Origin of the sequence: Pseudomonas sp. NPDC085632, from assembly GCF_044541255.1 — a bacterium.
GTDB lineage: Bacteria > Pseudomonadota > Gammaproteobacteria > Pseudomonadales > Pseudomonadaceae > Aquipseudomonas.
Genome location: NZ_JBITSX010000014.1, coordinates 14,389 through 33,448, shown reverse-complemented (window position 1 = coordinate 33,448; position 19,060 = coordinate 14,389). Strand labels below are relative to the sequence as shown.

Here is a 19,060-nt window from a genome sequence, read left to right as displayed (position 1 = left end):
GTTCAATCGTCCAGACCCTTGTTCATTTCAGCGTTGAGGAAAAGCCATGACCGATCCACTGGACAAAGCCACTTCCAAAGCGCCCGCGACGTTGGGCGAGGGTTGTTTGAGTCGATATGACCCTGAGGACATGAGCCCGGAGGATGGCACAGAGTTTCCTGGTGCAGCCGAGTTGTGGGAACAACTCAAAGAACAGGATCAGGACGACGCTAAGAAGCCTGTCTGACGTTCATCAGCTTCTTCAACAGTGGCCGTCCCAGCATCAACAAAAACACCGGCCCCCCGACCAGCAGATAAAAGTAATACGTCACTACCCGCCAAATCAGAATTGCCGCCGCTGCGGTGGATTTACCCACCATCGGCGCCAGCAGCGCTGCCGACGTCAGTTCCGCCGCGCCCGCACCGCCCGGCAACAGACTGAACTGGCCAGCGCCCAGCGAGAGCATCTGCACCAGGAAACTCCAGGCCCACTGCAAGTCTGCGCCCAGGCCGCGCAACGCCAGATACAACACGCTGTAACGCAGTAGCCAGTGCACACACGTCAGGGCGAAGACTTTGCTCAGCGTCTGCCAGGGCAACTTCAGCGTATCGGTGAACGCGGCGAGAAAGTGCAGCAACTTGCGCGCCCAGCGGCGTCGGGTGCTGGTCTTGACGTTCATTCTGGCTAACAGGCGCCCGCTCAGGCGAATCAATGCGCGGTGATAACGCGCGAGCAATACACAACTGAACAAGCCACCGAACAACGAAACGGCGCTGACCATCAGCAACCACTCGAGTCGGTCGCTGAGGTGCTGGAACAGCGCATAAATCAGAATGCCGCTGAGCGCGCAGAGAAAAAACAGTAAATCGCTGAGCTGATCCATGGCAAACACCGCGCTGCCCCGCGCCGGGCGCACGCCCGATCGGGCCAGCAGGGCCATGATCGTCAGCGGTCCGCCACTGCCACCGGGTGTCGCGCAATAGGCGAATTCGGCGGCCATGACCACGCCAAGACTCTTCATCGGCGTCACGCGATCGCACTGATCACCGAGCAGCAAACGTAAACGCAGGGTATTGATGCCCCAGCACAGCAGGATCATGCCGAACATCACCAACAGCCAGTGCAACGGGAAACTCTGCAGCCGCGCCCAGGTTTCGCTGCCGCCGAGCACAACCGGAATCAGTACGGCCGCGAGCAGGCCGATCAGCAACAGAATGCCGCGACTCATGCGGCGCGCTCCAATTGACTGCGTTGTTGCGCCAGCCAGTCGATTTTAGTCATCGGTACGCGTCCTTCCGCCAGCAGTCGTTCAAGTGTTTTCAACCAGTAATCCCGGGAAAAATGGTGGCGCATGTCCACCGGGTGCAAGCCTAGCCGAATCACCGGCGCCTGGCACCAGCGCTGTTCCCGCTGCTCGCAGACTAACTTTGACAAGCCTCGGCGCCAGGCACTGCGGGCACTCCAGACCAGACCTGGAGCATTGATGGCGGTGAACTCCGGCAACCGATACAGATGCTGCGGATCACTGGTATAGCTCAGCGGCAACTCACGCAGGGCCTGGCGGGTGCCGTCACTCATCAGCCAGGCAGGGGCGACGAAACCGTGCAGTGGCCAGTTGCAGCGCTGGAACACATCAATGCCCGCGCGCAGGCGGGCGAGGGCGGACTCGCGGGACAAACGATAGAACTCGCCTTCATGGGTGTAGACCCGGCGCATGAACCAGTCGCGCGGAGTTGTCGGGCCGGGTTCCTGATCATCATGGAAGTAACCGTGCAGGGCCAGTTCATCGCCACGGGCAACGCGTTCATCGAGCAATCGGCGAAACGCCGGGTGAGCATTGAGGGCGTTGTGCCGATGGAAATCCGGCACCACCAGCCACGTCATCGGCACTTGTCCCAATGCGTCGACCGCTGCGACAAACGGTTGGTAATCCGCCCAAGTCGAGGGCGCCACGTCGTGCAGCACCAGCAGCACAGCCGGGTGATTCGTCGATTCAGCCATTGGCGACTCGTGGCAGTGTGTGGCCGAGGACGGCGTGATAGTGACCGAGCAGACTGTCCACCACCGTGTCCCAAGCGTAATGTTGCTCAACATGTTCGCGCGCCTGTTGGCCGAGTTTCACGCAGCCGCGACTAAACAATTCGCGCACTGCATTGGCCATCGCTTGCGGATTGTTCGGCGCACAGAGCAGGCCGCAGGACTCGTTGATGATTTCTGTGAAGGCACCCGCAGCCACGGCGACCACCGGGATGCCGCAGGCCATGGCCTCAAGAATCACCAGGCCAAAGGTTTCCTGATCACCGGCATGGACCAGTGCGTCGGCACTGGCCATTAATTGCGCCACTCGCGACGGCGGGCAGAATTCATCGATTACATTGACGTTATCCGGCACGGCGGCGGGCATCGACGAGCCGACCAGCAACAGGTGATAACGCGGACCAAGGCGCTTCATGCAGTCGAGCAGCACTGGCAGGTTTTTTTCTTTCGAGCCGCGCCCTGCAAAAATCAACAGGCGCGTGTCCTCGGCGAGGCCCAGTTCTGCGCGCAGGCGACGGTCGCCCGCGGCGGGATGAAAGGTTTGCAGATCCACGCCCAACGGCTGCACGAAAACATTGCGTACGCCGAGTCCGCTGAGCTTGTCAGCCATGACCTGACTGGGTGCCAGGACCCGGTCGAAATTGCCGTAGAGCCGGGTGACATATGCCTCGACGTTCGGCGTGACCCAATGGCCCATGCGATTGCTGACCAGCAGCGGCAAGTCCGAGTGATAAAAGCCGATCACCGGGACATCCAGCTGCCGCCGGGCATCCAGTGCAGCCCAGGCGGTCAGGTAAGGATCGCCGACTTCGATCAGTTCGGGTTGCAAATCCTGCAGGACATTTCGCCAAGGCGCGAGCCGTAGAGGGAAGCGATAACCTTTGCCGAAGGGCAGGGCGGGGGCGGGAACCGTGTAAACGCCGTCGTGTTCGCCGAAGTGGGCACCGGGAATCAACAGGCTGTGGCGAATGCCGGATTTGACGCTCAACCGGCGGTGTTTGGCGTCCAGATAAGTGCGCACGCCACCGCTGGCCGGGGCGTAGAACATGGTGATGTCGGCGATATGCACGGTGACCAACCCTCCGCTGCGTGGTTCTCCCTTGGTTGACCTTTATCAAGAATAGATGTTCGGTCGGGATTGCGCGGTGGGGCTGAACAGCTGAAAAGCCCCTCACCCTAGCCCTCTCCCGGAGGGAGAGGGGACTGATCGAGGTGTTTGGGCTTAATGCATCGACCTGAAAGTCTTCAGTCGAACTCAGGTTTGAACTGCCCGAAGATCAGCCCTTTTCCCCTTCAAGGGGCTGACCGAGGTGGAGTTTGAAAGTACATCGACCTCAAAGGCCTGAGTCGAACTCAGGTTCTGAAAAGCATGAAGATCTGCTCCCTTCCCCCGCGCCCCCTGGGGGAGAGGGCTGGGGTGAGGGGGGAAAGCTTTTGATCTTAAATCCGGAAACTACCCACCAACTGCTTCAACCGCGAAGCCTGCTGCTCCAGGTCCGAACATGCGCGCAACGTCGCCTGCAAGTTCTCTACACCTTCCTGGTTCAGCGTGTTGATCTCGGTGATGTCGACGTTGATCGACTCGACAACAGCGGTCTGTTCCTCGGTCGCCGTGGCCACCGACTGGTTCATCCCGTCGATCTCGCCAATGCGCTGCGTCACGCTGTTCAAGCGCTCACCGGCGAGGTTGGCAATCTCCACGCTGTCCTGACTGTGACGCTGGCTGTCGCTCATGGTGCTCACCGATTCACGAGCGCCGACCTGCAGCTCCTCGATCATGGTTTGCACCTGTTGCGCCGATTCCTGGGTGCGATGGGCCAGATTACGCACTTCATCGGCCACCACGGCAAAACCACGGCCGGCCTCACCGGCACGTGCCGCTTCAATCGCCGCGTTGAGCGCCAGCAGGTTGGTTTGCTGGGAAATACTGGTGATCACTTCGAGAATCTGGCCGATGTTCACGGTCTTGCTGTTCAGCGACTCGATGTTGCTGCTCGACGCGCTGAGCATGCTCGACAGTTGATTCATCGCCTTGATGCTGCGATCCACCACTTGCTGGCCGTCTTCTGCCAAGCCGCGAGCATCGCTGGCCTGATTCGAGGCCTGGGCGGCGTTGCGGGCGATTTCCTGTGCCGCGGCGCCGAGCTGGTTGATCGCTGCGGCGACACTGCTGGTACGCGAGGCTTGCTGGTCGGAGTTGTACATCGATGAGTTCGACGCGGCAACCACACGCAGCGCGACCTCGTTAACCTGGCCGGTCGCCGACGACACTTCACGGATCGAACCGTGAATGCGCTCGACGAAACGGTTGAACGCGGTACCGAGGATGCCGAATTCATCGTTATTGACGATGGTCAGGCGTTTGGTCAGGTCACCTTCGCCGTCGGCAATGTCTTCCATGGCGCGGGTCATGACGTGCAACGGCTGGATCAGAATGCGGATCAGCATGCCGAGCAACGCGATGATGATCGCCACTGCGATCACCGTGGCAATCACCGCAGAAGTGCGGAACTGGCTAAGCATGGCGAAAGCCTGGTCTTTATCCACCGACAGACCGATGTACCAGTTCACCGATGGCAGGCCTTTGATCGGCGCGAAGGTGACGATGCGGGTCTTGCCGTCAATGGTGACTTCGCTGAAGTCGCTGCTGATGCGCGGGGTGTCCTGCGGATAGGCTTCTTTCAGTGATTTCATCACCAAGGCCTTGTCCGGGTGCACGAGGATCTTGCCGTCGGCGCTGACCAGGAACACATAACCCATGCCGTCGAAATCTCGGGCGGCGAGGGTGTCGACCAGCGATTGCAGACTCAGGTCACCGCCAACCACACCTACGCTCTGGCCGGCCTTTTTCGAGGCGGTGGCGATGGAAATGATCAATTGGCCGGTGGCGGCGTCGATGTACGGCTCGGTCAGGGTCGAGGTGCTGCTGCTCTCGGCACCTTTATACCAAGGGCGCACGCGCGGATCGAAACCGTCCGGCATCTTCGTGTCCGGGCGGATGGTGAAGTGCCCGGTGGCATCGCCCAGATAGGTGGCCATGAACGTCGAGGTCAGGGTTTTCTGTTCCAGCAGGCTGGCGACGTTGGCAGGTTCGGGGTTGATGGCGATGTTCTGGGCGGCGTTCTCGACCAGTAGAATGCGGCCGCTGAGCCAGGTCTGGATATTGCCGGCAGTGACCTCGCCCATCTCGTTGAGATAGTTGTTCAGGTCATCGCGGATCGCATTGCGCTGCAACCAGTCGTTGTACGCCGTAAATGAGGCGAAGGCAGCGATGACGATGAGGGCGGCGGCAAGCAAAATTTTATGGCTGAAGCGCAGATTTTTGTTCATGGCTTGGGGTTCCGCTAAGGTCTTAATGTCCAGGGCGTGCTTTTATAGAAGCGCGCAAAATGGGCAAGGGTGAAAACAAGCTGATATTTCCGTCTCTCCTTAGGGAAATGTCCGGCATGACTTGTGGTCGGGGTCTCTCACTCCTCTTTATCGGCCATGCAGAATCAAAGATTAACCATTGGGTGACAAAATGCCTGACTCCTCGCAACTCGTAATCGGCGCCGACCTCGCAGGCCAGCAGATTGCTCAGGCCATGCGCCTGGCGAACCGCCACGGACTGGTCGCCGGCGCCACCGGTACGGGTAAAACCGTCACTTTGCAGCGTTTGGCCGAGGCGTTCAGCGACGCCGGGGTCGCAGTGTTTGCCGCTGACATCAAGGGCGATCTGTGTGGCCTCGGTGCTGCCGGTAACCCGCAAGGCAAGGTCGCCGAGCGTATCGCCGGGATGCCTTGGCTCAATTACAAGCCGCAGGCGTATCCGGTGACGTTGTGGGACATCCACGGTGAATCCGGTCATCCATTGCGCACCACGTTGAGTGAAATGGGCCCGCTGCTGATCGGCAGCTTGCTGGAGCTGACCGACAGTCAGCAGTCGGCGCTCTACGCAGCCTTCAAGGTCGCCGACCGCGAAGGCCTGTTGCTGCTGGATCTGAAAGACCTGAAAGCGCTGCTCAATCACCTCAAGGACAACCCGCAACTGCTCGGCGAAGACGCGGCGCTGATGACCACCGGTTCCAGTCAGGCGCTGTTGCGCCGTCTGGCGATCCTTGAGCAGCAGGGTGCCGAAGCGCTGTTCGGCGAGCCGGCGCTGCAACTCGAAGACATTCTGCAACCGACCGCCGATGGCCGCGGGCGCATTCATTTGCTCGATGCCAGCCGTCTGGTGCATGAGGCACCGAAGGTCTATGCGACGTTCCTGTTGTGGCTGCTGGCAGAGTTGTTCGAGCAGTTGCCGGAACGTGGCGATGCCGACAAACCGCTGCTGGCACTGTTTTTCGATGAGGCGCATTTGTTGTTCGGTGATACGCCGAAGGCCTTGCAGGAGCGCCTGGAACAGGTGGTGCGCTTGATCCGTTCCAAAGGCGTCGGCGTGTATTTCGTCACGCAATCGCCGGCGGACTTGCCGGATGACGTGCTCGCGCAACTTGGCCTGCGTATCCAGCACGGCCTGCGCGCCTTTACCGCCAAAGAGCAGAAATCCCTGCGCGCGGTGGCGGACGGCTTCCGGCCGAATCCGGCGTTCGACAGTCTGTCGGTGCTGACCGAGTTGGGGATTGGCGAGGCGCTGGTCGGCACGCTGACCGAGAAAGGCACGCCGGAAATGGTTCAGCGCGTGCTGGTCGCGCCGCCGCAATCGCGGATCGGGCCGTTGACCGAGACCGAGCGCACGTTGCTGATTGCCGGCTCGCCGTTCAAGGGGCGCTATGACAAGCCGATCGACCGCGAGTCGGCATATGAAATTCTGATGGGACGCAAAGGCTTGGCGCCGGAGGCTGAGCCACCTGCCGGAAAACCCGCGGCTGAGGAGCCAAGCCTCGCCGACAGAGCCGGAGAATTCCTCGGCACAGCGGCCGGGCAGGCACTGAAGTCAGCCATGCGCCAGGCTGCCAACAATCTCGGCAAACAACTGGTGCGCGGCCTGATGGGCTCTTTATTAGGCGGCAGCAAACGCCGCTAAAAGCAAAGATCGCAGCCTGCGGCAGCTCCTACAGGAGAATTGCGTTTCATCTGTAGGAGCTGCCGCAGGCTGCGATCTTTTGATTTTGCTTCAGGTTTTGGCCTTGGCGTGTGCCGCCAGGCGCTCCAGCGCCGCGCGCAAACCCGGATCAGTGATTCCGTCTGCCGTGGCCTGAATTGTCGCCGCGGCATCCGTCGACAAATCCATCGTATGCCCGGTCGCTCCGCGCTGCACCGTCGGCGGCTGCACCTTGAACAAAATCCGCGTCAGACTCGCGAACTCATCAAACATCTGCAATTGTCGCTGCAAGCGTTTTTGCTGGTAACGCAGACGCGTGGCCCAGTGGCCATCGGTGACAATCAGCAACAAACTGCCCTCACGCCACGACGCTACATGGCAATGTTCGCGGGCGGCGGGCTGCAATTGGCTTTCGAGCAGGCGTTGTAAATGACCCAGGCGCTGGGCATGGCCGAGGATGGCTTTGAGCGGCTTGGCTTCGCGCAAGAGAACGGCGGGTGCTTTGGCCGTAAGAGGGCGAAATGCCATGATCGAACACCTGAAGTAACAGAATCGCCATGGTAGCAGAAAGGCCAAACTCACTCGCCCATTGCTTTTGCCCCCGCTTTGCCCATTAAATCAACGACTAACTTCTTCCTTGTATGACTTGAAGTTGAGCAAAACGCCCCTATTTTAAGTGAGCCCCGTCAAAGCGCAGTGCCAGCATCGTGGAATATCGCCACTTTCCTCACTTCCGTTTCCGGGTAGAATGCTCGTTCGCATGCGGCCATGAGGGCTGCACGGGCGACGCTCACGGGGCCGCCCTCCATCCCTTTAGTGTGGAAGATCCTGCCGATATGTTTGCGCCTTTGTTAAAGAAACTTTTTGGAAGCAAGAACGAGCGTGAAGTCAAACGCATGCTCAAGACGGTGCAGCTCGTCAATGCCTTCGAAGAGCAAATGGTGGCCCTTTCGGACGATCAATTGCGCGCCAAGACCAATGAGTTCAAGGCCCGCATCGCCAAAGGGGAAACCCTCGACAAGCTGCTGCCAGAAGCCTTTGCGGTCGCCCGCGAAGCCGGCAAGCGCATCATGGGTATGCGCCACTTCGACGTGCAGCTCGTCGGTGGCATGACCTTGCACGAAGGCAAGATCGCCGAAATGCGCACCGGTGAGGGTAAAACCCTCGTAGCGACCCTGGGTGTTTACCTCAACGCACTGTCCGGCAAGGGCGTGCACGTTGTGACAGTGAACGACTACCTGGCGCGTCGTGACGCCAACTGGATGCGCCCGCTGTATGAGTTCCTCGGCCTGACCGTCGGCGTCGTGACGCCGTTCCAGCCGCCGGAAGAGAAACGTCTGGCGTACGCCGCCGACATCACCTACGGCACCAACAACGAATTCGGTTTCGACTACCTGCGCGACAACATGGCGTTCAGCATGGAAGAAAAATTCCAGCGCGAACTCAACTTTGCCGTGATCGACGAAGTCGACTCCATCCTCATCGACGAAGCGCGTACCCCGCTGATCATCTCCGGTCAGGCCGAGGACAGCTCCAAGCTATACATGGAGATCAATAAACTGATCCCGCAGCTGGAACTGCACGTTGAAGAAGTCGAAGGCGAAGTCACCAAGGCTGGCCACTACACCGTTGACGAGAAGACCCGTCAGGTCGAACTCAACGAAGCCGGTCACCAGTTCATCGAAGACATGCTCACCCGCGTCGGCCTGCTGGCTGATGGCGAGAGCCTGTATTCGGCACATAACCTGGGCCTGTTGACCCACGTGTATGCCGGTCTGCGTGCGCACAAGCTGTTCAACCGCAACATCGAGTACATCGTGCAGGACGGCCAGGTCGTACTGGTCGACGAACACACCGGCCGTACCATGCCGGGCCGCCGTCTGTCCGAAGGCCTGCACCAGGCCATCGAAGCCAAAGAAGGCCTGAACATCCAGGCCGAGAGCCAGACCCTGGCCTCGACCACGTTCCAGAACTACTTCCGTCTGTACACCAAGCTGTCCGGCATGACCGGTACCGCTGACACCGAAGCGTTCGAATTCCACCAGATCTATGGTCTGGAAGTGATGGTCATTCCGCCGAACAAACCGTTGGCGCGTAAAGACTTCAACGACCTGGTGTTCCTGACCGCCGAAGAGAAATACGCGGCAATCGTTACGGACATCAAGGAAAGCATGGCGGCCGGTCGTCCGGTGCTGGTGGGTACTGCCACCATCGAAACCTCCGAGCACATGTCCGCATTGCTCGTGAAGGAAGGCATCGAACACAAGGTTCTGAACGCCAAGTTCCACGAAAAAGAAGCCGAGATCATCGCGCAGGCCGGTCGTCCGGGCGCCCTGACCATCGCCACCAACATGGCCGGTCGTGGTACCGACATCCTGTTGGGCGGTAACTGGGAAGTTGAAGTCGCGTCGCTGGAAGATCCAACGCCTGAGCAGATTGCCCAGATCAAGGCCGACTGGCAGAAGCGTCACCAGCAAGTGCTGGAATCGGGCGGCTTGCAGGTGATTGCTTCCGAGCGTCACGAATCCCGCCGTATCGACAACCAGCTGCGTGGCCGTGCCGGCCGTCAGGGCGATGCCGGTTCGAGCCGCTTCTACCTGTCGCTGGAAGACAGCCTGATGCGCATTTTCGCCTCTGACCGGGTGAAGAACTTCATGAAAGCCCTCGGCATGCAGCCGGGCGAGGCGATCGAGCACCGCATGGTGACCAACGCGATCGAGAAAGCGCAGCGCAAGGTTGAAGGCCGCAACTTCGACATTCGTAAGCAACTGCTCGAGTTCGACGACGTCAACAACGAACAGCGTAAAGTGATCTATCACATGCGTAACACGTTGCTGGCCGCCGACAACATCGGTGAAACCATCGCCGACTTCCGTCAGGACGTGCTCAACGCCACCGTCAGCGCACACATTCCGCCGCAATCGCTGCCTGAGCAGTGGGACGTGGCCGGTCTGGAAGCGACGATCGCCAGCGACTTCGGCGTGAAACTGCCGATCCAGCAATGGCTCGACGAAGACGATCACCTGTACGAAGAAACCCTGCGCGAGAAACTGATGGCCGAGCTGATGGCCGCGTACAACGAGAAAGAAGACCAGGCGGGTGCCGACGCACTGCGCTCCTTCGAGAAGCAAATCGTTCTGCGCGTGCTGGACGACCTGTGGAAAGACCACCTGTCGACCATGGACCATCTGCGTCATGGCATCCACCTGCGTGGCTACGCCCAGAAGAACCCGAAGCAGGAATACAAGCGCGAGTCGTTCACGCTGTTCTCCGAGCTGCTCGATTCGATCAAGCGCGATTCGATCCGTGTGCTGTCGCACGTTCAGGTTCGCCGCGAAGATCCGGAAGCCGAAGAGCAACGTCTGCGCGAGGAAGCCGAAGCACTGGCCGCCCGCATGCAGTTCGAACACGCTGAAGCGCCTGGTCTGGAGCAACCTGAATTGCTCGGTGAAGAGGTTGATGTGGCCCTCGCCACCGCGCCGGTTCGCAACGAGCAGAAGCTTGGCCGCAACGAACTGTGCTACTGCGGTTCGGGCAAGAAATTCAAGCATTGCCACGGGCAGATCCAGTAAAACCCGTTTCAATCGCTGAAATACCCGCGCCGCGACCGGCTCCTGCCGTCGCGGCGTTTTGCCATTTAAACCATCGTCACGGCGAGTGACGGTGCTGACTTCATTGAGTAAGGAGCGCATTCATGGCTGTTGGTCTTGGTCCTTTGCCAACGTTGCACCCGGTTGCCGGTTTTGAACTCGGTATCGCCTCGGCCGGCATCAAGCGCCCCGGGCGCAAAGATGTCGTTGTGATGCGCTGCGCCGAAGGTTCAACCGTGGCGGGCGTGTTCACCTTGAACGCCTTTTGTGCCGCGCCGGTGATTCTGGCGAAAAAGCGCGTGCAGAACGCTGTGCGTTACTTGCTGACCAACACAGGCAACGCCAACGCCGGTACGGGCGAGCCGGGCCTGGCCGCTGCCGAGCGCACCACCGCCAAACTGGCTGAGCTGACTGGCGTTGCTGCCGAGCAAATCCTGCCGTACTCCACCGGCGTGATCGGCGAGCCGCTGCCCGTCGAGAAGATCGAAGGCGCACTGCAAGCCGCGCTGGATGATCTGTCGGAAAACAACTGGGAAGCCGCCGCCACCGGCATCATGACCACGGACACCCTGCCGAAGGGCGCCAGCCGTCAGTTCGAGCATGACGGCGTGACCATCACCGTCACCGGTATCAGCAAAGGCGCGGGCATGATCCGCCCGAACATGGCGACCATGCTTGGCTACATCGCTACCGACGCCAAAGTCTCCCGTGACGTGCTGCACAACCTGATGCTCGACGGTGCGAACAAGTCGTTCAACCGCATCACCATCGACGGCGATACCTCGACCAACGACTGCTGCATGTTGATCGCCACGGGCAAGGCTGCGCTGCCGGAAATCACCCGCGCTGAAGGCGAGTTGTTCGCCAAACTGAAGCAAGCGGTGTTCGAAGTGTGCATGGACGTGGCCCAGGCCATCGTGCGTGACGGCGAAGGCGCGACCAAGTTCGTGACCGTTGAAGTGAATGGCGGCGGCAATCATCAGGAATGCCTCGACGTCGGCTACACCGTGGCGCACTCGCCGCTGATCAAGACCGCGCTGTTCGCCTCCGATCCGAATTGGGGCCGTATCCTCGCCGCTGTCGGCCGTGCCGGTGTCCCGGATCTGGACGTGAGCAAGATCGACGTGTTCCTTGGCGACGTGTGCATCGCCAGCCGTGGCGCCCGCGCAGCGACCTACACTGAAGCGCAGGGTTCGGCGGTGATGCAGCAAGAAGAGATCACTATCCGTATTGAGCTGGGTCGCGGCGACTGCAGCGAAACCATCTGGACCACCGACCTGTCGCATGAATACGTGAAGATCAACGCTGAATACCGCACTTGATCTAACCTGAGACCGAGTCGCCTGCATCGCCAGCAGGCTGGCTCCCACAGGGATCTGTGTCGTGCACAAATCCCCTGTAGGAGTGAGCCTGCTCGCGATGGCGACCTGTCAGGCACCAAAGATTCTGGCCTGTCCCTCCTGATGAAAGGCACCCAACCATGTCCCTGCACCTGATCATCGGCGACAAACTGCTTTCCTCCTGGTCTCTGCGCGCCGCCCTGGCGCTTGAACTGACCGGCGCACCCTACAGCGAAGAACTGATCAAGCTCGGCAAGCCCGACACCCGTGAGCTTCTGCTCAAGCACTCTCCGACCGCCAAAGTCCCGTTGCTGCAAACGGCGCGCGGCACCATTGCCGACTCACTGGCCATTGCCGAATACCTCGCTGAACAGTTCCCGTCCGAACAACTCTGGCCAACCGATATCTTCGCCCGCGCCCAGGCGCGATCCGCCTGTGCTCAAATGCACAGCGGCTTCTTCGCCATGCGCAATCACATGCCGTTCAACCTCAACCATGATGCGCCGCTGGACCCGGTACCGCCGGAGGTCAAGGTTGATATCGAGCGCATGCTCGCGCTGTGGGCCGAGTGCCGTGCCGCTGCCACCGAAAGCGGCCCCTACCTCTTTGGCCGTGTGAGTCTGGCCGATGCCTTCTTCGCGCCGATTGCCGTGCGCCTGCGCACTTATCAGGTGAAGTTGCCGGCCGCCGACGAAGCCTATGTTGAAACCGTCTACCAATGGCCCGCCTTCAAAGCGTGGCAAAAGGCTGGACTGGAGGAGTTGAATCCGTGAAACGTGTACACGTCGCCGCTGCCGTCATTCGTGACGACAGCGGCAAAATCCTCATCGCCCGCCGCGCCGACACCCAGCATCAGGGGGGGCTGTGGGAGTTTCCCGGTGGCAAGGTCGAGGCCGACGAGTCGGTCGAAAGCGCACTGGCCCGCGAGCTGCACGAAGAGTTGGGCATCGTCGTTGGCGCCGCCCGACCGCTGATCAAAGTGCGTCACGACTACCCGGACAAGCAGGTCTTGCTGGATGTCTGGGAAGTGTCGGCTTTCACCGGTGAACCCCACGGTGCCGAAGGGCAGCCGTTGGCCTGGGTCACGGCGAAGGAACTGGCGAGCTACGAGTTCCCGGCCGCCAACCAGCCGATCGTTGCGGCGGCGCGTTTGCCGGCGGAGTACCTGATCACTCCTGAGGACCTGGAAACCCCGGCGTTGCTGCGCGGTATCCAGAAGGCAATTGCCGGCGGGATCAAGTTGATTCAGCTGCGCGCGCCGAATGGTTATGACCCCAAGTATCGCGATCTGGCGGTCGATGCCGCGGGGCTGTGTGCCGGTAAGGCGCAGTTGATGATCAAAGGGCCGTTCGAGTGGCTTGGCGATTTCCCTTCTGCCGGCTGGCACATCACTTCTGCACAGCTACGCAAATACGCAGCGGCGGGGCGTCCATTGCCGGCGGAGCGCTGGTTGGCGGCTTCGTGCCACAACGCTGAAGAACTGGCGCTTGCCGAGCAGATGGGCGTGGATTTCGTCACGCTGTCGCCAGTGCAGCCGACCTTGACGCACCCGGATGCGCAGCCGTTGGGCTGGGAGCAGGCGTCGACGCTGATTGAAAGCTTCAGCAAACCGGTGTTTCTGTTGGGCGGGGTTGGCCCGGCGGAGCGCGAAAAAGCCTGGTGCGTTGGTGCGCAAGGCGTGGCGGGGATTCGCGCGTTCTGGCCTGAATCTCCGTAAAGGCTGCAGGCCTCATCGCTGGCAAGCCAGCTCCCACAAGGTTTTGTGTCGTTCACAGATGTTGTGTACAACTCGAAACCTGTGGGAGCTGGCTTGCCAGCGATGGCGGCCGGTCAGGCGCTACATCTCTGTGGGTTTTGGGGCCGGTTGCCAAAGAATCTCCGCAATCCCCTGCCGCCGCGCAATCAACCGCGCCGCCACAAACAGCAAATCCGATAACCGATTGATATACGCCAGCCCAACCCCGGCCAACGGCTCCAGCGCATTCAAATGCTGACAGCGCCGTTCGGCACTGCGCGCCAGGCTGCGGCAAACGTGCGCCTGGGCAATCAACATCGAACCGCCGGGCAAAATGAAATTCTCCAGCGGCCCCAGCTCTTCATTCCACACATCGATCGCAGTTTCCAGTCGCTCGATTTCCGCTGCGTTCAACGCCTGATACTCCGGCATCGCCAATTCACCACCGAGATCGAACAGCCGATGCTGACAAGGCGCCAGTACCTCGATCAGTTCATTCAACCCAGGATAGGCCTCACGCTCGGCAATCAATCCGGCCAATAGCACGCCAACCTGACTGTTCAGCGTATCGACCTCACCAATCGCTTCGATGCGTGGGTGATCCTTGGGCACGCGGCGGCCATCGCCCAGGCCGGTTTCGCCTTTGTCACCGGTGCGGGTATAGATTTTCGACAGGCGAAAGCCCATGGGTTACCTCGATAATGGATTGGTTTCGGCAGCGATGGGCAGCGGTTGGGTCAGCGGCAGGCGCAAGGTGAAACACGTACCCTGGCCCGGTGCTGACTGCACCTCCATCTGTCCTTTGTGATTGTTGGTAATGATGAAGTACGACACCGACAAGCCAAGCCCGGTGCCCTGGCCGATTTCCTTGGTGGTGAAGAACGGCTCGAAGGTGCGTTTGCGCACGCTCTCGCTCATGCCGATGCCATTGTCCTCGACCTGAATTTCGGCCCAGGGCGGATTGAGCTTGGTGCGCAGGATAATTCGCCCCGGCTCGCGGCCATCTTCGCGCTGGTGGATCGCTTGCGCGGCGTTCTTCAGCAGATTGAGCAGCACCTGTTCCAGTTCGTTGGCAGTCCCCGGCACCGGGCCGAGCGCCGGGTCGAACTGGCGAATAATCGCTTGGCCCTTGAAGTCGAAGCCGATGGCCAGATCGAAGTCGTTGCCGGCGATGTCCACGGCTTGGTCGATCAGTGCCGGTAAGTCGCACGGCGCCATTTGTCGGGTGCTGCGACGGCTGAAGCTGAGCATGTGCGTGACGATTTTTGCCGCGCGGGCGCCGGCCTGTTGAATGCCGTCGAGCAGTTGCGGCACTTCGCGGCCTTGCAGGTAACGGTTCACCGTGTCCAGTTCGATGCCCAGTTGCTCGGCGGTTTCGAGGTTCTTCGGCAGATCGGCGGACAGGCGTCGCCGGATGTTTTGCACGTTGTGCAGGATCGCGCCCAACGGGTTGTTGATTTCGTGGGCCATGCCGGCTGCGAGGCCACCGACCGAGAGCATTTTTTCCGACTGCACCATCATTTCTTCCAGCGACAGTCGTTGGGTGATGTCGTCGATACGGATCACCACACCACGCCCGGCACCGCCCATCAACGGATAGAAGGTCAGCGCGTAATGCTTCGGTTCATCGTCCTTGAGCCACGTTACTCGCTCGATTTTCGCCACCGTGTGTTGCTCGACAGTCTGCTTGAGTTGCGGCAGGAATGGCTTCAGCGGTTCGAAGGCGAGGAAGATCGGCTGGTTCAGCGCTTCGTCCAGCCGCGTGCCGGAAAGGGCGCTGGCCTCCTGATTCCATTGGGTGACGTAAAGTTGCTCGTCGAGGGCGATCAGTGCCGATGGCATCGAGTCGATGATGCTGTTGAGGTAGTTCTGGAAACCGGTGAGCTTCTTCTCGATCTTGCTGCGCACCTGGACTTCCAGTTCCAGCTTGCGGTTGGTGTGGCGGGTTTCCTCGGCCAGACCCTGCGCCTGATCGTAAGCGGCTTGCGAGTCGTCGCGGGCGCGCTTGAGTTGCTGCTCGCGGGCTTCGATGCGCGACAGCATGGTGTTGAACGCCTCGGCGAGGCTGCCGATTTCGTCGTGATTGCCGCGCGAAGCACGCAGGGCATAGTTCTCCTCGCGGGTCACCTGACGGGACAATTCCTCGAGTTGATGAATTGGCCGGGTAATCAGGCGTTTGATCTGCCGGGCAATCACCAGCCACAGCAACACGCTGAAAATCAGGATGCCGAGGCTCGCGGTCAGGGTGCCGGTGTAGAACGCCATTGGCAGCTCGCTGCTGGCGACCAGCAACAGATGGCCCGGCGCAGTACCGGGGCGGGGCAGGGTGATCAACTGGTTGCTGCGAAATTCAGTCAGTTGCCAGGCTTCGATGTGCCGATAGCGCTCCGGCAGGTTGAGTTTGTCGCCACGCTGGACTTGCGCCAGGCGTTCACCCTTGCCGTCATACAACGCGGCGGCGCGTAACGGCGAATAGCTGTCGAGTTCTTTGAGCAGGCGCTCGGCGCTTTGCGGCGACTGCAGGGCTTCACTGACCAGACTCGGGTTGGAAATCAGCCGGCCGATAGTCTGCAAGGCCTGCGGTGCCATGCTTTCCTGAGAGATGTAATAGGCGGCGCTGATAAAGGTCAGGTTGGCGACCAGCAGAACAGTGGTCAACAGCACCAGCAGGGCGGCCAGCAGTTTCTGGCCGACCGGCAGGTTTTCGAGACGCTGGCGCAATGGCATCAGGTTTATCGCAGCAAAGGAACAAGTGGCCAGCGTAGCCGCTGCTCAGTCGCTGGGCAATCCGAGGCTGTGCAGATGCGTGATCAGTCGTTGCTGCAATTGCTTGAGGTGCGGCAGGTTCAACTGGTGGCGCGCGGCGACTTTGCAGGCGTGGCCCAATAGATAGCTGATTTCCGTGCGGCGTTGATTGGCGACGTCCTGATACATCGATGAGTAATTGGCGGCGGTAGCAAGGATGACCCTTTGGACTTCCTGTTGCAGGTTTTCTGCTGCAGCCGGTTGGCCGCAGCGCTCCAGCAGTTCGGCCAGTTCGTCGCACAGCGTGGCGACTTCGCAGTGATGTTCCTGCAATCCGCCGTTGCGGCAGTTGTGCAGCACGGTCAGCGGATTGATCGCACAGTTGAGCGCGAGCTTTCGCCATAAACGGGTGAGGATATCGGTGCTCCACTCGTGGGGGATTTTCGCGGCGTCGAGATCATCCAGCCAGATCGGCGCGACCGGATGCCCGGCATCGCCCAGCCAGGTAAAACCGTGCCCGGCGAATACCACGCGCCAGTCGCCATCGCGGAAGGCACCCTCGGTACTCGAAGCGCTGATGCAGCGCGCCTGTGGCACCCGCGTGGCCACGGCATCCTGACTGCCGAGACCGTTTTGCAGAAGGATCAGTTCGGCGTCCGCTGTCAGTCGCGGGGCGAGGCGGGCCACGGCGCTTTCGGCGTCGTAGGCTTTGCACGCCACCAGCAAACGGCGGATCGGCTCGGGGCTGTCGGGCGTTTCGCCGGGAACCGCGTAGGTGCTCTCCACGCCTTGCTCGACCAGCGTCAAGCCGCCCGCCGCCTCATAGCGTTGCAAACGTTCGGCATCGCGCACGATCAGCCTGACACGTAAACCGGCGCGAGCCAGGCGTGTGGCCCAAAGCGTGCCGAGACTGCCGGCGCCGAGAACATGCCATGGGGTGGACATCAGTTTTTTGCTCGATTGCGTACAGGCATGTGCGGCTCGCCGTGTCGGTGGGAAAAGACCCGTTATAATGAGCGCGATTTTAACCGCAAGCCAAGCGCGCTCCATCCTCATCGAGCGCGCCTTTTTATTGGAGAGATTACATGCCGTCGTTCGACGTGGTATCCGAACTGGACAAACACGAACTCACCAACGCGGTCGAGAACGCCGTGAAGGAACTCGATCGTCGTTATGACCTGAAAGGCAAAGGCAGCTTCGAGTTCAAGGAAAAGGACCTGACCGTCAGCCTCACCGCTGAAGCCGGATTCCAGCTGGAAGCGATGATCGAAATCCTCAAGCTGGCGCTGGTCAAGCGCAAGATCGACGTGCAGTGCCTTGAAGTCAAAGACGCTTACGCATCGGGCAAGCTGATGAAGCAGGACGCCGTGCTCAAGGAAGGCATCGACAAGGAACTGGCGAAGAAAATCGTCGGCCACATCAAGGACGCCAAACTCAAAGTACAGGCTGCCATTCAAGGCGAGCAAGTGCGCGTGACCGGCAAGAAGCGTGATGACCTGCAAGAGGCCATCGCGGCACTGCGGGCCAAGGAATTCGGCATGCCTCTGCAGTTCAACAACTTCCGCGACTAAGCTTCCCGGTCGGGGAACCTCTCGGCGTTTTCAGCGTCCGAGGCCCAAGCAACGGCAGAAACGATTGAGCCTTAATGGACTCGGTCTTTCTGCCGCTGATTTTTTACAGCCCGGGAAGCCGGAAATCAGGAGATAGAACATGGATTTGAATGCTGAGGTGGACAACCTGGTCAAGGCATCCCAGGCGTGGATCCCGATGATCATGGAATACGGCAGCCGTGTGCTGCTGGCAGTGATTACCCTGGCCATCGGCTGGTGGCTGATCAACAAGGTCACGCAGAAACTCGGTGGCCTGCTCGCCCTGCGCAATGCCGATCTGGCACTGCAAGGTTTTATCAGCAGCCTGGCGAACATCATTCTCAAGGTGCTGCTGATCGTCAGCGTCGCGTCGATGATCGGTGTGGAAACCACTTCGTTCGTTGCAGCGATCGGTGCAGCCGGTCTGGCGATCGGTCTTGCCTTGCAAGGCAGCCTGGCGAACTTCGCCGGCGGCGTGTTGATTCTGCTGTTCCGTCCGTTCCGTATCGGTGACTGGATCGAAGCGCAAGGCGTGTCGGGTACGGTCGACAGCATCCAGATTTTTCACACCGTGCTGCGTACTGGCGACAACAAGACCATCATCGTACCGAACGGCAACCTGTCGAACGGGATCATCACCAACACCAACCGTCAGCCGACTCGCAAAGTCGTGTTTGATGTCGGCGTTGATTACGAGGCCGATCTGCAGAAGGCCCGTCAGGTGCTGCTGGATCTGGCCAAGGATGAGCGTGTGTTGCAGGATCCTGCACCTCAGGCCGTGATTTCGACGTTGGGCGACAGTTCGATCACTGTTTCCCTGCGTGTGTGGGTTAAAACTGCAGATTACTGGGACGTGATGTTCATGTTTAACGAACAGTCGCGTGATCGTTTAAAGACTGCTGGCATTGATATTCCTTTTCCACAACGGGTGATTCGTGTGGTGCAGGAATCGGCTACACAATGATAGGTTGCTAATTAATTGCCTGACTTGTTGGTCAGGCAACTATTGCAAGTGACC

General features: G+C 60.1%; 16 protein-coding genes and 1 pseudogene. 8 read left to right on the top strand and 9 right to left on the bottom strand.

The genetic code is table 11. The annotated features are described in order from the left end of the window. Positions 1-46: 46 nt before the first annotated feature. Positions 47-226: a hypothetical protein gene (locus tag ACIF4X_RS12430; RefSeq protein WP_397482336.1), complete on the top strand. Its 180-nt coding sequence runs from the start codon at positions 47-49 to the stop codon at positions 224-226. On the opposite strand, the gene ACIF4X_RS12425 is transcribed toward ACIF4X_RS12430, so the two are convergent. The 5 genes and pseudogenes from ACIF4X_RS12425 to ACIF4X_RS12405 form a co-directional block, all read right to left on the bottom strand. Then, positions 210-1,208: a YbhN family protein gene (locus tag ACIF4X_RS12425; protein ID WP_397482335.1), complete on the bottom strand. Its 999-nt coding sequence runs from the start codon at positions 1,206-1,208 to the stop codon at positions 210-212. The genes ACIF4X_RS12430 and ACIF4X_RS12425 overlap by 17 nt on opposite strands. Then, the gene (locus ACIF4X_RS12420) at positions 1,205-1,981 is read right to left on the bottom strand and encodes a DUF2334 domain-containing protein (RefSeq protein WP_397482334.1); all 777 of its coding nucleotides are present in this window, start codon (positions 1,979-1,981) and stop codon (positions 1,205-1,207) included. Before ACIF4X_RS12420 ends, ACIF4X_RS12425 begins: the two co-directional genes overlap by 4 nt. Beyond that, positions 1,974-3,065 carry a glycosyltransferase family 4 protein gene (locus ACIF4X_RS12415; RefSeq protein ID WP_397482376.1) on the bottom strand — a complete coding sequence of 364 codons (1,092 nt, stop codon included), beginning with the start codon at positions 3,063-3,065 and terminating at the stop codon, positions 1,974-1,976. The genes ACIF4X_RS12420 and ACIF4X_RS12415 overlap by 8 nt, the downstream gene beginning before the upstream one ends. A gap of 392 nt (positions 3,066-3,457) precedes the next feature. Further along, on the bottom strand, positions 3,458-4,222 hold the full coding sequence (locus tag ACIF4X_RS12410) for a methyl-accepting chemotaxis protein (RefSeq protein ID WP_371043227.1): 765 nt from the start codon (positions 4,220-4,222) through the stop codon (positions 3,458-3,460). A 93-nt stretch (positions 4,223-4,315) separates the two neighbouring features. Beyond that, a pseudogene (locus ACIF4X_RS12405) lies at positions 4,316-5,347 on the bottom strand (cache domain-containing protein); the annotation flags it as partial. Positions 5,348-5,537: 190 nt separating this feature from the next. Here ACIF4X_RS12405 and ACIF4X_RS12400 point away from each other — a divergent pair. Beyond that, complete coding sequence (locus ACIF4X_RS12400) at positions 5,538-7,025, top strand: helicase HerA-like domain-containing protein (protein WP_397482333.1); 1,488 nt, start codon at positions 5,538-5,540, stop codon at positions 7,023-7,025. Between the two features lie 90 nt (positions 7,026-7,115). On the opposite strand, the gene ACIF4X_RS12395 is transcribed toward ACIF4X_RS12400, so the two are convergent. Continuing rightward, positions 7,116-7,571 carry a DUF721 domain-containing protein gene (locus ACIF4X_RS12395; protein ID WP_397482332.1) on the bottom strand — a complete coding sequence of 152 codons (456 nt, stop codon included), beginning with the start codon at positions 7,569-7,571 and terminating at the stop codon, positions 7,116-7,118. A gap of 308 nt (positions 7,572-7,879) precedes the next feature. Here ACIF4X_RS12395 and secA point away from each other — a divergent pair, with 308 nt between their 5' ends. The 4 genes from secA (at position 7,880) to ACIF4X_RS12375 (ending at position 13,690) form a co-directional block, all read left to right on the top strand. Next, positions 7,880-10,615, top strand: coding sequence for a preprotein translocase subunit SecA (gene secA / locus ACIF4X_RS12390; protein WP_397482331.1), 2,736 nt, complete (start codon positions 7,880-7,882; stop codon positions 10,613-10,615). 122 nt (positions 10,616-10,737) lie between these two features. Continuing rightward, on the top strand, positions 10,738-11,955 hold the full coding sequence (gene argJ / locus ACIF4X_RS12385) for a bifunctional glutamate N-acetyltransferase/amino-acid acetyltransferase ArgJ (protein WP_397482330.1): 1,218 nt from the start codon (positions 10,738-10,740) through the stop codon (positions 11,953-11,955). Between the two features lie 158 nt (positions 11,956-12,113). Then, positions 12,114-12,746 carry a glutathione S-transferase family protein gene (locus ACIF4X_RS12380; RefSeq protein WP_397482329.1) on the top strand — a complete coding sequence of 211 codons (633 nt, stop codon included), beginning with the start codon at positions 12,114-12,116 and terminating at the stop codon, positions 12,744-12,746. Next, a complete protein-coding gene (locus tag ACIF4X_RS12375; protein ID WP_397482328.1) occupies positions 12,743-13,690 on the top strand; it encodes a Nudix family hydrolase in 948 nt (315 codons plus the stop codon). The genes ACIF4X_RS12380 and ACIF4X_RS12375 overlap by 4 nt, the downstream gene beginning before the upstream one ends. 120 nt (positions 13,691-13,810) lie before the next feature. On the opposite strand, the gene ACIF4X_RS12370 is transcribed toward ACIF4X_RS12375, so the two are convergent. Genes ACIF4X_RS12370 through ACIF4X_RS12360 form a run of 3 tightly spaced genes read right to left on the bottom strand, consistent with a single transcriptional unit; the run spans position 13,811 to position 17,398 of the window. Then, on the bottom strand, positions 13,811-14,395 hold the full coding sequence (locus ACIF4X_RS12370; RefSeq protein ID WP_397482327.1) for a cob(I)yrinic acid a,c-diamide adenosyltransferase: 585 nt from the start codon (positions 14,393-14,395) through the stop codon (positions 13,811-13,813). Positions 14,396-14,398: 3 nt separating this feature from the next. Beyond that, positions 14,399-16,435, bottom strand: coding sequence for an ATP-binding protein (locus ACIF4X_RS12365; protein WP_397482326.1), 2,037 nt, complete (start codon positions 16,433-16,435; stop codon positions 14,399-14,401). 45 nt (positions 16,436-16,480) lie between these two features. Next, on the bottom strand, positions 16,481-17,398 hold the full coding sequence (locus ACIF4X_RS12360) for a putative 2-dehydropantoate 2-reductase (protein ID WP_397482325.1): 918 nt from the start codon (positions 17,396-17,398) through the stop codon (positions 16,481-16,483). A 140-nt stretch (positions 17,399-17,538) separates the two neighbouring features. On the opposite strand from ACIF4X_RS12360, the gene ACIF4X_RS12355 reads away from it, so the two are divergent. Next, positions 17,539-18,024, top strand: coding sequence for a YajQ family cyclic di-GMP-binding protein (locus ACIF4X_RS12355; RefSeq protein WP_007912755.1), 486 nt, complete (start codon positions 17,539-17,541; stop codon positions 18,022-18,024). 139 nt (positions 18,025-18,163) lie between these two features. Then, the gene (locus ACIF4X_RS12350) at positions 18,164-19,006 is read left to right on the top strand and encodes a mechanosensitive ion channel family protein (protein WP_034153426.1); all 843 of its coding nucleotides are present in this window, start codon (positions 18,164-18,166) and stop codon (positions 19,004-19,006) included. Positions 19,007-19,060: the final 54 nt, after the last annotated feature.